Annotated in this window: 11 protein-coding genes; 9 read left to right on the top strand and 2 right to left on the bottom strand. The window is 40.9% G+C overall.

Going from position 1 to position 13,969, the window contains the following annotated elements:
- Positions 1–68 precede the first annotated feature (68 nt).
- Entirely contained in the window at positions 69–2,354 is a 2,286-nt protein-coding gene (locus SWH54_14535; GenBank protein ID MDY6792476.1) for a PAS domain S-box protein, read from the bottom strand.
- Between the two features lie 438 nt (positions 2,355–2,792).
- Here SWH54_14535 and SWH54_14530 point away from each other — a divergent pair, with 438 nt between their 5' ends.
- From SWH54_14530 to SWH54_14520, 3 genes are read left to right on the top strand one after another with little or no spacing between them, the layout of a single operon-like run.
- Positions 2,793–4,328 (top strand): ATP-binding protein, encoded by a 1,536-nt coding sequence (locus SWH54_14530; protein ID MDY6792475.1) that lies wholly within the window; start codon positions 2,793–2,795, stop codon positions 4,326–4,328.
- 28 nt (positions 4,329–4,356) lie between these two features.
- On the top strand, positions 4,357–5,703 hold the full coding sequence (locus tag SWH54_14525) for a sigma-54 dependent transcriptional regulator (GenBank protein ID MDY6792474.1): 1,347 nt from the start codon (positions 4,357–4,359) through the stop codon (positions 5,701–5,703).
- 25 nt (positions 5,704–5,728) lie between these two features.
- The gene (locus SWH54_14520) at positions 5,729–6,277 is read left to right on the top strand and encodes an archaemetzincin family Zn-dependent metalloprotease (GenBank protein ID MDY6792473.1); all 549 of its coding nucleotides are present in this window, start codon (positions 5,729–5,731) and stop codon (positions 6,275–6,277) included.
- 23 nt (positions 6,278–6,300) lie between these two features.
- Here the strand turns inward: SWH54_14520 and SWH54_14515 are convergent, their stop codons facing one another.
- Positions 6,301–7,242 (bottom strand): glycine cleavage system protein H, encoded by a 942-nt coding sequence (locus SWH54_14515; protein MDY6792472.1) that lies wholly within the window; start codon positions 7,240–7,242, stop codon positions 6,301–6,303.
- 953 nt (positions 7,243–8,195) lie between these two features.
- Here SWH54_14515 and SWH54_14510 point away from each other — a divergent pair.
- The 6 genes from SWH54_14510 to SWH54_14485 all read left to right on the top strand — a co-directional run bounded on the left by SWH54_14510 (position 8,196) and on the right by SWH54_14485 (position 13,859).
- Positions 8,196–8,681, top strand: a complete 486-nt coding sequence (locus tag SWH54_14510) for a hypothetical protein (GenBank protein ID MDY6792471.1) — start codon at positions 8,196–8,198, stop codon at positions 8,679–8,681.
- 36 nt (positions 8,682–8,717) lie between these two features.
- Positions 8,718–9,476: an HD domain-containing protein gene (locus tag SWH54_14505; GenBank protein MDY6792470.1), complete on the top strand. Its 759-nt coding sequence runs from the start codon at positions 8,718–8,720 to the stop codon at positions 9,474–9,476.
- A 79-nt stretch (positions 9,477–9,555) separates the two neighbouring features.
- Positions 9,556–10,431, top strand: a complete 876-nt coding sequence (locus tag SWH54_14500) for a hypothetical protein (GenBank protein MDY6792469.1) — start codon at positions 9,556–9,558, stop codon at positions 10,429–10,431.
- A gap of 317 nt (positions 10,432–10,748) precedes the next feature.
- Complete coding sequence (locus SWH54_14495; protein MDY6792468.1) at positions 10,749–11,501, top strand: OmpA family protein; 753 nt, start codon at positions 10,749–10,751, stop codon at positions 11,499–11,501.
- A gap of 338 nt (positions 11,502–11,839) precedes the next feature.
- Entirely contained in the window at positions 11,840–12,223 is a 384-nt protein-coding gene (locus SWH54_14490) for an FHA domain-containing protein (protein ID MDY6792467.1), read from the top strand.
- A 415-nt stretch (positions 12,224–12,638) separates the two neighbouring features.
- A complete protein-coding gene (locus SWH54_14485) occupies positions 12,639–13,859 on the top strand; it encodes an HDOD domain-containing protein (GenBank protein ID MDY6792466.1) in 1,221 nt (406 codons plus the stop codon).
- Positions 13,860–13,969: the final 110 nt, after the last annotated feature.

Raw genomic sequence — 13,969 nt, 5'->3', positions numbered from 1 at the left:
TTTGGAAAATTCTAAGCGCCTTATCATCTTTTCAACAAAATTTCAACAATAATAATTAGAACACCATATCAGCCCTCTGGTTTCTCTTCTTTCGGTATGGGAAACGCAATGGTAAAGCATGTGCCTTTTTCCTTGCTGGAAGCGACCGTTATGGTCCCCCCACATTCTTTTATAATGCCGTAGCTGATGGAAAGTCCCAGACCTGTGCCTTCACCCACTTCCTTGGTGGTGAAAAAAGGCTCAAATATCTTATCAGATATGGCTGCTGGAATTCCCAGTCCCGTATCACAGACCTCAGTCACCACTCTTTTTTCTTCAGCTCTTGTTATCAGAGTTATTTTTCCGCTGTCATTTTTGCGTAAATTTAATTTCCATTTCTCTTCAATGGCATCCCTTGCATTAACCAGAAGATTGATAAACACCTGTTCAAGGCGGTCCGGGTTTGCCATTATCATGGGAAGATCTTCGTTGATATCCCAGGCCACGTCGATTCCTCTGACCCGTAGCTGCTGGCTGAACATTTCGAAAGATCTTTTAATCACATCATTTACCTGTACCTTTACCAGCTTTATATCGGACTTCCGGCCGAATTCTCTCATGTGGTTGATAATTTTTGCCGCCCGGTCCACATGGCTGTCTATCTCTTCCGACAGGGATAAAAGGATGTCATCTTTGATACGCTCCTTTTTCCTAATCTTTTTGATAAAAAAGCTACTCGCTGTTTTAATCACCGATAGAGGTTGGTTGAGTTCGTGTGCCACGCCGGTGGACATCTCGCCCAAGGTAGCCATCTTACCGGCCTGGATTAACTGTTGTTCGGTTTCTAGCCGCTTGGTTATATCAGGGGTGGTAACAAGCAGAACCTTTTGCCCCTCAGACTCGGAGGCTGAAATCCTCACGCTGATAAAAAGCGTACCGCCATTTTTATTCATACACTTTGCACGGTTTATCACCGCAGACGTCTTTAATCTGCTTGCATATTGATCCTTTTCCTCTTCCTTAAACAGTCTAAGGAAGGACTCATTCAGCATCTCATCCTTGGAATACCCGTAAACATCCTCGACCATGTCGTTGCAATCGAGAATTTTAAAGGTATCGGCATCCAGGACAAAAACAGGATCAGGCATATTACTGAAAATATCGTGATATTTTTTTTCAGATTGTTTTAATTTCTCTTCCAGCTGTTTCCTGGATGTAATATCCAGGCTTATTTCCATTGCGGCAACAATTTCGCCTTGTGCATTTCTGATGGGAGAAGATTTAACAAACCAATAAGTGGTGGTCCCATCTTTATTAATACCGGTTTCTTCGCTGAAGTATGACCGGCCGGTTAAAAATGTTTCTTCAACCGGACAGTTTTTGCATTTTTTATTCCGCCCCTTATAGGCATGATAACAGAAGTCTCCAGGTTCAGGACCGAATGTTTCATAAAATTCCCGATTGTACTTGAGCAGCTTGTAATTTTTATCCTGGACCGTAATCAGACAGGGGACAAGCTCAAACAGATTCTGGTATTCATCCCGCTGTCTGTTCAGCTCAACCTGCTTTTCATTTATCTCAGAACCCATCTTGTTGATGGCGGTAGCCAGTTGTCCCATTTCATCGTCCTGGTCCACAATGACCTGGGTGGAATAATCTCCCTTTCCTATCAGCCTTGTCCCTTTTATCAGCCTTTTTATGGGATGGTTTACGAATCTCAGCACAAAAATAAATATGATTGCAGAGGTCAGCAGAAAAACAAATACATTAAGGGCAAAGATTCCTTTTTCAAAGTTATAAATCTCCCGATCAGATTCCTCAAGGGAGACCACCAAATCAAGTGCTCCCAGGATTTTTTTATCTTCCGGATGAACATGGCATCCGGTTGAACAGCCGGTCTCATTATAAATGGGACTGATAATTCCAAGCAGACGATAGCCTTTTTTAGAATCGAAAATTCGTATCCGTTCATCCAGAGATAAATCGACGGTGGGGGGCTCGGACCGGTGGCAGATATCACACGCCTCGGCTTTGATATTTGTCCTCTCATTGACCTCGTCCGTTTTATTGGAAAATTTAATCTCACCTTCTTTATTATAGATTCGTATATTTTCAATTTCCTTTTGTTTGCCTATATTCTGTATGATCTGGTTGATATCATCCCTTGAATTCAGCATCATGGCATAATGGGTTCCGAGTTTAATGGTGGTACTTAACCGGTCGGCACCTGAAACTGCACCTTCGGTAATCTTTTCCTTCTGGTATTTAATACTAAAATAAGCCCAGATAGATATGCCCAGCAGCATGGTGATACCCACAGTGATAATAAGTTTTGAAACCAGGCTGTTGCGAAGATTTTTAAAATATTTGAACATTATTTCACCATTGTTAAAGGCTTTATGAAATGAACATAGTTCATTTTTTTCCATGGGTCAATAGAAAGCGTAATAACTTACGATGCCTAGTGCGTTTTTATCTGCAATATCGATTGCATACATTCTTCATGACATGCATCAAGGGTCAACCCGCCACCTTCTGCCCAAAATATGTACCTGCCGCGTTTGAATTTCAAATGGCAGCCAAAATTCATTGACATTACAAGGCTTTTAGGCCATAATACTTTGCATTTCAAGCCACCATTGCCCCATTGTTGTGATAGATAGAATTCTTCCCAGCTCGCCGCCCAAGACATCACCAAGTGGATGTCCGTCGAAAAATTAGACCTGAGTTGACATCCACAGCGTTGCCGGGATGATATTCGGCTTTTGCCTGAACATGATTTTTGCTTCACACACTCATTATGAGGATAAATCATGCAGCTAAATAATCAAACCAAAGAAAGTATGACGGACATGTTGTCCCTGAATTTGGCAATCGTCGGCGGCGGCCGAGCTTGCAAATTCTTTTTAGATCTTCTTAAAGAGGAATCTTTCCCTTATCTAAAGGTTAATATTGTCGGTGTTTGTGATATCGAACCAACGGCAGAAGGTCTTCTCATTGCTAAAGAGATGGGAATTTACACTACCGATAATTTCCTGGACTTTTTTAAGATAAAAGACCTGGACGGTATCATCGAATTAACCAACAGCAAGGAAGTCCTTCTTGATCTTATTCGGCTGCGTCCCAAAAGGGTGGGCATTTTTGAGCATAACATCGGCAGGTTGCTGAGAACCTTTTTTATGATCAATCTGCAACTCAAACATGCTCAGCGCCAGATGGCCCTTGAAAAGATGTCTTCCGACTTTCTTATACAGCAAAGTAACGCTGCCATTGTGGTTTTGAATACCGACTTTACCATTGCCGATGCCAACGATGCCTACTTAAAAATTGTAAAAAAGACGAAAGAGGAAGCCACCGGGGCGCACTGTTATGAAATCTTCCGTGGACTGGAAGCCCCTTGCTCAAGTTTGCAGCCTGAATTGGGGTGTCCCTTTTTAGAGACCATGAAAACCGGAAAATCCGCCCACGTGATTCACGAACGAACCGATTCAATAAAGAAGCCCCAGTACTGTAACATGACCACCTATCCCTTAAAAGATTCCACCGGAGAAATTCTAAGGGTGATCGAAATATGCAGGGATATCACCAAAGCGATTTCGTTTAAATGGGAACATAGGGAAAAAGAGATAAAATCGAACTTAAACAAACTGGTACAGGAGGATCGAATGATCTCCCTGGGAAAGCTGGTGGCCAGCTGTGTTCATGAGATCAATAACCCTATCCAGGGATTAATCACCTTCACCAGCCTTATGCAAAATATTTTGCAACAAGATAAGCCAAGCCGGGAGGATATGAAAAAGTTTAATAAATTTCTTTCTCTCATGTCAAACGAGCTGGAGCGGTGCGGAAATATAGTTTCCGGACTTCTTTCTTTTTCCAGGGAACCCCCGCCTGCAAAAACGACCATCGACCTTAATGATATTCTTCAGGCTGTCATTTCATTGACGCATCATAAGATGGAACTGCAGAGTATTCGCCTCATAACTAAACTGTCTCCCAGTCCTTTACTGGCCATGGGTGATGCCGGCAGCCTAAAGCAGTGCTTTTTGAACCTGATTTTCAACAGTATTGAAGCCATGCCGGATGGAGGTCGCCTTCAAATCGTTTCAAAAAAGAACAAATCCGGTAAAAATATTCGCATAGAGATCCAGGATACAGGGTTTGGAATTGCTGAAGAAAATCTGGGCCATATATTTGATCCATTTTTTACCACCAAACCGCAGGGAGAAGGCACCGGTCTTGGACTATCAATTGTTTATGGGGTCACCAAAAATCACGGGGGAACTGTTAAAGCAAGCAGCCATACAGGCAAAGGGAGTTCCTTTATATTGAATTTTCCTTCCTGTTAGTTTTCATGGAAGACATTGGAGGAAAGCCATGGACAAAAAATTAAGCATTATGATCGTGGACGATGAAATGATTATCCGGGAATCATTTCTTCACTGGTTTGAAAAATACGGTCATGTGGTGGGTGCGGCATCTTCAGGTGCGGAAGCTCTGGAAAAGCTGGAGACGTTTCCCTTTGAGGTTTTATTTGTCGATATAAAAATGCCGGGAATGGATGGTATTGAACTGCTGGAACGTGTAAAAACTGATTATCCCGATACAACCGTCATTATTATTACCGCTTACGGTTCTATTGAAACAGCGGTTAAAGCCATGAAAATGGGTGCGGCCGACTACCTGCTCAAGCCGTTTAAGCCGGAACAACTCTCCCTGGTGATGGAAAAGGTGGCATACCAGAAGAAACTTGCAACCAGATATAATTACCTTAAAGGACGACTGGAACAAATCACCCGTTTTGACAACATTATCGGTCAATCTCCCGCCATGGAGGAAATATTCAAACTGATCCCGGATATTGCTTTAAGCAACTCTTCCATTCTACTTACAGGTGAAACGGGTACAGGAAAAGAACTTGTCGCTAAGGCCATACATGCAAAAAGTCGCCGAGCCAACCTCCCCTTTATTGCAATCAACTGCGGTGCAGTGCCGGATTCCCTGCTGGAAAGCGAGCTTTTCGGTCATCAAAAAGGTGCTTTCACTGGAGCCACCCATTCACGAAAAGGTTACCTGGAAGTTGTTTCCGGAGGAACACTCTTTCTTGACGAAGTCGGAGAGATCAGCCCAAAAATGCAGGTCGATCTTCTGCGCGTCTTGGAAGAAAAGAAAATTGCCAGGATTGGAAACAGTCAACCCATCGAAGTCGACTTTCGGCTTATCTCAGCTACCCGGGAGAATCTGGAAAAAAAGATTGCAGCTGGCAGTTTCCGGGAGGATTTTTTTTATCGGATTAACGTAATCAAAACCAAAATACCTCCTTTAAGAGAAAGAAAAGAGGATATCCCTTTGTTAATTCAACATTTTCTGGACAAATACAGCCAGGAGACTACCAAGCGGGTGGATCATGTATCTCCCCCAACGATTAAGCTACTAAAACAATACGATTGGCCCGGAAACGTCAGAGAGCTGGAAAACGCCATTGAAAGGGCGGTGGTCCTTTCCAAATCTCGTAAGCTTGAAATCAAAGACTTTTCTTTTCTCCAGCCCTCCTCGGTTTCTTTTACAAAGGCACGATCACTTGTGGAAATGGAACAACAACACATCCGTCAAATCCTGGAAGAATGTGACTGGAATGTCACCAAGGCTGCCGGGATCCTAAATATTAACCGGGTGACTCTTCATAAAAAGATAAAGCGGTATCATTTGAAAGAAAAGATTTAGGCGTGTGGGGAGAATGCTCTTTCCTATGGACTCGAAAACAAAACCCGTCGGGATCCTACCCTTCGGAGACATACCTGAAATCGTCTCCAAGGTGATCGCGGGCAATATGATTGCCTATTTAAACCTTTCGACCAAAATGATCCCCCCGGCAAAAAATCCAGCCTTTGCTTTTGACGACAAACGGCTTCAGTATGATGCCGGGACAATCCTTATGAACCTTGAAGCAAGTGATTTAAACCGTTATGAAAAGGTGATCGGCATTGTGGACGTCGATCTTTTTGTTCCCATCTTTTCCTATGTCTTCGGAGAGGCGAAACAGGGGGGGAAATGCGCACTGGTGTCATTGTTCCGGCTAAAAAAAAATCCAGACGGTTCTGCTCCTGCTTCATCTATTTTTTATGAACGGGCGGCAAAGGTGGCCCTTCATGAACTGGGCCACCTTTATAATCTTTTCCACTGCGAAGATAAACGCTGCCTGATGCATTTTTCAGGAGGGCTCCAGGAGCTGGATGAAACACCTCTTTACTTTTGCAGGTACTGCACCGCTTTTTTCAAAGATGCCCTTTTAGATTAACTTCCCATTTGGTGTTGCCCTGCTTAAATATTCTTTGTCCTCAGAAATGTTTCCACCAATTTTTCCCATCCGATTTCCGGAAAATTACCGAATACGTCACCGATGGGTTCACCACCTGTCGCTGCCAGCTTTTCATATTCAGGCCCCATGAGCCCCATCAACTTTTGGCCTTCTTGCTCCATCCATTCAAAACTTTCTTTTCCAAAATACAGTCCCTTTAAATCCTTTTTGGGAAAATGGGGTTCTATCATAAAAAGCCACCCTTGGTGATAAGGATCTTCATGGGTAATTTCAGGATGTTCCTCGGCCTTGCGATTTACGGCTAGAACCGTACCTGTTACAGGAGATAAGGCCGCAGCCTGATTTGAATCCCGTCCGACTGTCCATCCTACCTGATTCTGTTTCAAAATCCCACCCAACGGCGGAAGACCAACCGACCCAAACGCACCGAAAAGCTTTACCAGGAAATCGTCAAATCCAACCCGTACCCGTCCTCCATGCTCGAAACGTGCCCAGCTGTGGCCCATATGGTAATAATAACCGTCAGCCAGTTTATAACCCGACGCCAGCTTGTAGCCGGGTGTATCAGACAGATGAACAAGGTCGCTTTCGTCCAGCATTTGATCAAAGGAACAATGGTAGCATTCATAGTTAAGCGTACAGATTTTCGGGGCATTGATACGTCCTGTTAGGGCGTGCCTGCACGGCCGGGATGAACCATGATATTTCTTTTTTAAGTATTCCACCCATGCCGGTGATTCATTTTCCGCTCCAGAACTCTCTTTTAAACCCATTGCACGCCGCATCCCTTTATCAAAGGCACAGCTGTTGCAGTCATAGGCGCAATCACAAATCCGAAAATTGACCACTCCTGCCTTCATCCAGATACATTCATTTTCCAGTACCTGAAATCCGATCACCTTCTTTTTTCTTCTTGTTTTTTCACTTTCTGTATTTTGTTTCATTGCATACCCCCTTTGTTGACCTTAACTGGCTCAAACCAGAAAAAAATGCTAAACCGTACTTAACAGATCAATACTTTTTAAGCAGCCGCAAGTAGACCCTCCCTTAAACTGTCTTTTTCTCTAGTGATTGGAGTCCGTTCAGTATTATCCAGATGATCCAGCCACTGATCAAAGGCGCAATGACTGCATTCGTAGTTCAGTATACAGATTTTAGGAGCAATTGTACGCCCGACAATGTTATGAAGACATAGACGGGATTTTCCATGATAATTCTTTTTTAAGTTTTCGATATAAGGTCTCATTTTACATACCTCCCTTCCTTCTTTTTACCGAAGATTAAATTTCCAACACGCTTTTTAAATTGGCAGTCTGTTTGCTTTGATTTAATTGCAATCATGATACCAACAGCGACGATTTACATTGACAAATCTTTATCCTGTTGATTTTATTGAATTTACAAATTAAGGGAATACTGTTGTTTCTCAACGTGCTTCTGGTAAAAAAACAAATATGATTAAAATCGCTACACTCATGGAGAACAGAAGAGAATGATTTAGCAATAATTTATTTAATATCAATAAGTTAAGCAATTGATGCAATACGTAACAGTATGTGTAGCATTCTTTTACACCTGAAGTACTTGCCGGTGCTGGCCGATTACGGTACTACCCGTTTGATGATCAAGTCGGCCGCGGGAAAACAAGTTTACGTATCTGCCCAAAGGTCCAATCCACCACTTTCGTGCCAACATACGCGGCTGTGGTGTCTGAACTGCAATTCAGACCGGAAAAAGGCCTTGTCTAAAATATTTTTCCATGCTATTTATGCATTTTCACAGTTGCTTTTTTCCTTACCATTTGTAAAAAAGAGACCTTTAAAAAAGCGATGTTTGGCAATGGTCTCAAAGACTTAAAGAGTAATGCAGAACCCGATTTTAAAAGGAGGAAGGATAGATGGCCAAAGACAACAGAATCACAGGGGTAATACTGGTGGTGTTTTTCGGAATAATCCTGCAACTCATACTGGGTATGGCAGACCAAAGTAGTACTCCCGGCAAAACGGCTGTTGAATTTACCAAAGCATATTTCAGCCTTGATGCCTCCATGTCAGAATATATCTGTAATGAACTTATGGAAGAAGAAAATATTGTGGAAAAATATATCAATCAGGTTGCCCAAGAGGCCCAGTTGCTTGGTTTTAAGCTAAGTTATATGAGAAGCAGGTTGTACCACGTAAAAACCGAAATCGTAAGCCAAGATGAGTCAGAGGCTAAAATAAGAATCACCTGTGAAAGAAAGCGTTTAATAAACCCGGTTTTTACCATTGTGGGTAAATTATTCTTTATTGGCGAAACCTATGAAGTCGATGAGACGTTAAATATCATAAAAGAAGATGGCGTATGGAAAGTATGCGGCAAAGCTTTTTCACTCCCGGTATAGTTTTTTATCTTTGATTAAAATAAATGACACATAGAGATGGTGCCTATCTACGCTCGTATTCGCAAACGAGCCCGTCAAATTGTTTCCTGTTTTCCAACTCCGGACTTTTACAAAGATTTTACCGGAGAAATCGAATTGTCCCGCCATTATTTTAAGACCGACCCATTGATTACCAGGCTGAAATCATATGTCGCTGAGAATATTGAAGATGATTTTGGTCATGGAATGAAACATTCAATTAAGGTCGCCCATGATTCCGGAGTTTTGATGATCATTGAGGGTGCTTTGGAAAAATATTCTGAAGATTTTATCCGCCGCAAAGTGTGTATCGTTCAATGTGCCGGCCTCCTTCATGATATAAAGCGGAAACGAAAAGATCACGCCATACAGGGAGCGATCTTTGCCAGGGAATTACTTCAAACCTATCCGGTTTCGCCGGATGAGGTGAATGATATATGCAATGCCATATATAATCATGAAGCCTTTAAAATAAATACCGCCATAAACACCGTTGATGGTGCGCTTGTCTCCGACTGCTTGTATGATGCGGATAAATTCAGGTGGGGACCGGATAACTTTATGGATACGGTCTGGGATATGGTACTGTTTTACAACCCCCCTCTCTCTACATTTATTGACCGCTATCCAAAAGGAATGGATGGGCTTGCTAAAATAAAAACCACCTTCCGGACAAAGACTGGAAAAAAATATGGCCCACAGTTTATAGATATTGGGCTCGCCATAGGTGAAGAATTGCTGGATGTGATAAAAAACGATTTTGCCCATTTGCTTTGATTGCCACCTGAAGTCTAAACAACCCACTTACATCCATAACTTAATATAACATGATTTTTCCCCCTCAAGGAGGTTCCAGATGAAAAAATATCTACTGGTTTACTTATGTATTTTTCTCTTTCCGGTAGTGACCCAAGCAAGCATATTATCTTTTGAAGAAGAATATATTTATGATGCAAGCGAAGCAGACAGTAAAATTACCTGTCGAGCCATTTCATTATTGCAAGTCAAAAGGTTGTTATTGGAAAGGCTGGGTACATATCTTGAAGCCAAAACAGAAATTGTGAATCATCAGCTAACAAAGGACGAGATTGTCACCTTGAGCGCAGGAATTGTTAAAACAGAAATTTTGCGGGAGAAATGGAATGGGAAAACATATTCTCTTACCGCGAGAATTGAAGCCGATCCGAACGGTGTTGCCAAAGCCATTAATGAACTAAAACGAGCGGGTAAAGGTGAAGAAAAAATAAAACAGCTGGAGACAATTAATGACAAATCAATAGAAAAAATTCAGGAATTGAAAAAGGAATTGGCCAGAGTTCAGGAAAACTTAATAATCATCAACCGTGATTTCACCAAATCAGCTAAAATTATCAATTCCTGGGAATCATTTGAAACCGGACTGGATCTCCTTAACCGGGGTAAATATAAGAAAGCAATATCAGCTTTTGATACGTCGATAGAACAAAATCCAAAGTATATGCATTTCTTTCAAAGGGGTATCGCTTACATGAAAATAAAGCAATATCATAATGCAATAAAGGATTTTTCTGCAACGATCAATATAAAGCCCAGAGCAAAAAACGCTTATTTCCAAAGGGGCCTGTCCTATAGAAAGATGGGAAAGAAAAAGAAGGGATTAAAGGATATAAAAAAGGCAGCCAAACTTGGCAGTGGAAATGCAAAGAGATGGCTTAAAGCAAAAGGTTATAAAAAACGCATAAACAAATATTAGTACTTTTTACTGCACATAAACGTACTGGATGTTTGCACTAAATTAGACATATTTTTGCCTAGGGTGGGTGTTTAATATATTCAATATAACTTAACTGTTTGAATTCATTTTAATATTTATTAAAGAATTATTATGGAACAATTTTTGCTAGGTATTATAGGTTCAATATCCTTGTGATATTTTTAAAAATTAGGCAACTTCCCGTTGGGTTTATCTCCCTGCTTTAACAAGGCATTAGGGCTAAAAAGGAAACCTAGATAAATTAATGCCACTAGGGCAAAGGGGTAGTAAAACAACTTAAAAAAGGAGAAATTATCATGTCAAAAAATCGTTTATTTTACATTTCGTGTTTTGTTTGCCTGTTGTTTTTATCATGCGTTTCAAAAGGCAAATATCTGGAACTTGAAACCGACTTGCAAAATACTCAACAAAAGCTTGAACAAAACCAAAAGAACCTGGCCGATCTGCAGGATAAACACAAGGCTCTGGAAAACCAACATAGTGCCTTGGAAAACGAAAAGCAAAATCTTGTGCAAACAAGCAGGGATTTAAATTTAAAACTTCAAAAAGAAAAAGCACTGGTAGAAGAAAAGACAAAGGTCATTTCACATCTTGAAGACACGAAAAATAAAATTGAAGTAAGCCTAAAAGAGCAGATAGCAAATCAGCAGGTAAAAATTGAAGAAATAGAGGGCAAACTAAAGCTAACTTTTATTGATAAGATACTTTTCAACTCCGGAAGCACCAAAATCAACCAAAAGGGAAAAGAAATTCTGCTTACTTTTGCCGAATCAATCGTAGAAGATGAGGATCATAATATACTGGTTGAAGGTCACACGGATAATGTCGGGGTGGGAGCGGCGCTTAAGAGTAAATTTCCCAGCAACTGGGAATTGTCAACTGCCAGAGCTTCAACCGTGGTACGTTTCCTTCAGGAAAAAGGCAGTATAGCGCCTGAAAGACTGTCAGCCATCGGCTTCAGTTACTTTAAACCTGTAGCGTCTAATGATGATGAAGAGGGACGCAGCCAGAATAGAAGAATAGAAATCATCCTTTCCCGTTCAAAATAAATTCATATATATTGAAAAACCCCCTTTCCTGCCCGAAGCCATTTTAATCTCGTGCAGGAAAGGGCCTGACATCTCCATCATAACCAGCCACTTTTTTATTACTACTCAGGTGTTGTACCCCTGAATTCTGTCACTGTCCACCCCCATTTCAAGCTCTTGGCTTATCGGTCAGATATTTTCGTCAGGCCAATGGATTCATGTGATTAAACGTTTTAAAATTCCCCGATCAGTTTATTTTTTTGTAAAAGAAATGGGTATTGAGCGGCTTGTATGCGGTTTGGATTGACAATTCTATCTGGACTGGGTTAAAATAATCACCATACATCAGGAGGTACGTCATGCTGTCAATATCGCTAAAATTTAATGAAAAAGTTCTCAAGACCATTGAGTCCGAAAAAAATGAAATAACGATCGGCAGAAGTGCAGAAAATGATATCGTTATTGAAAATTTGGCGGTTTCCAAGCTTCATGCAAGGATTGTTGAACAGAGCGGTGCATATTATATTGAAGATTTAAACAGTACCAACGGCACCTACCTTAATAAAGTCAGGATTACCAAAAAGGATTTAAAGAATAACGATATTATTATTATTGGGAAACACGCGCTTGAAATTCAAACTGCCAAAAAAGAGGATATCCATACCAACCACTATGTCAAGAATGATACCATGAAGCTTACCACTGAAAAGCATATGAAAATGCTTAAAAAGCAAAAACAATGAATCACCGACTGTCTATGGTGTCATATTCTGCGTTATCATTTTCAATCACTTCTTCTTTTTCAATAATTGTTTATATCGCCTTTTATAAATTTTAATGCCCGACTGGGCACAACAATGCATGAAACCTGAGGTTCGTCCGGGAAATGGCCTGTTTGCCCGGTACCCGAATTGACCATCTTATCTGGAAATGAACGTACGGCAGCAAAGCGTTTTAAAACATCCAAAAACGACAATTTCTTGACGTTTGGCTGATCGAACTGCCACTATTTTTGACAAATGACTCTTTTTAGTTGATTATTATATGTCATATCAGCAGGTTATGTTATCAGTTTGCTCGGTATGAAACTTGCATGCAGTAAGAGGAAAGGCAGCTGTTCTATTCTATTAATCAATCGATCATACTTAAGGTAAAAAAATGGGTACCATTCCCGTAAATCGCTTAAAAGAAAATATGGTGCTGGCAGAAGATGTTAGAGATCTGAACACAAGACTTCTTTTGGCAAAAAACCTGAAAATACAATCAAAGCATGTTAGAATATTAAAAATGTGGGGAATCGCCGAGGTAAAGGTAGTGGCAGATGAACCGGATTTTGCAGAGACCCCCGCAAAGGAAATTGACTCGGAAGCACTGGACACATTAAAAAAAAGGACACAACATCTATTCCGCCATGTCGATCTTCAACATCCGGCCATGCAAGAACTTTTCCGCTTATCTGTTTTATATAAGATTCAGCAAGATACCTATATATCCGAAAAGAAAAAAATGGGGATAATAGCGGATGCTAAAGAAAAATTAATAACTGACCTGCGTAATAATATTGCTTACCAAAAAATTAAACTTCCAGAGATCCCCTCAACAGTATTTGAGCTAAATGAAATTATTGCAAACCCTTTGGCCTCTGCCGACGACATTGCCCGGGTCGTTAGCAAAAGCCCCAGCCTGACAGCAATCCTGCTGAAAATAGTCAATTCGCCAGTCTATGCCTTTCCCACCCGAGTAGATACCATTTCGCGGGCGGTAACACTCATCGGGACCCAGGAAATATCGGGTCTTGCATTAGGAATCAGCGTTATTTCTATTTTTAAAGATATTCCTCAAGACATGATTGACATGCATCTTTTTTTAAAACACAGTCTGATATGCGCGATCATTTCCAGAGTTTTATGTGCATATAAAAATATAACTCAAACAGAACAGTTGTTTGTATCAGGACTCCTGCATGATATTGGCAGGCTGGTACTTTATAAATATTACCCTGAACCGTTTAAACAAATATTATTCAGAGCTGAAAGTTCAAAAGAACTTCTTCATACGCAAGAAAAGAAAGGCCTTGGCTGCAAACACACAGATATCGGCAAAGATTTATTAAAAAAATGGAAGATTCCCCTTTCCATTGGAAACAATGTATTCTATCATCACAATCCCTCAGGTGCAAATAACCAGGCACATGCGACCATTGTTCACCTGGCGGATATTATTGCCCACAGCCTGGAAATTGGAACCAGTGGGGAAAGATTTGTTCCAAATTTTGACCACCAGGCGTTTGGCCGCCTCGGCATTTCACCGAGCTGTTTTGATTCTGTGATACGCCTGGCCACTCACCAGTTCAATGCCATTGAAAGTTTCTTTAATTAGTGTCTGAACGACAATTGAAAACTGTTTGAATTTACGATGTAAAATCGCATAGAAGTAAAACGAAGATTTTCCAGAAAATGCATAATTTACTTGCATTGGCAACTCGTTAA

This window comes from Thermodesulfobacteriota bacterium (assembly GCA_034189135.1).
Lineage (GTDB): Bacteria > Desulfobacterota > Desulfobacteria > Desulfobacterales > JAUWMJ01 > JAUWMJ01.
The sequence above is the reverse complement of the archived record's forward strand: the minus strand, read 5'-3'. Positions and strand labels throughout refer to the sequence as shown.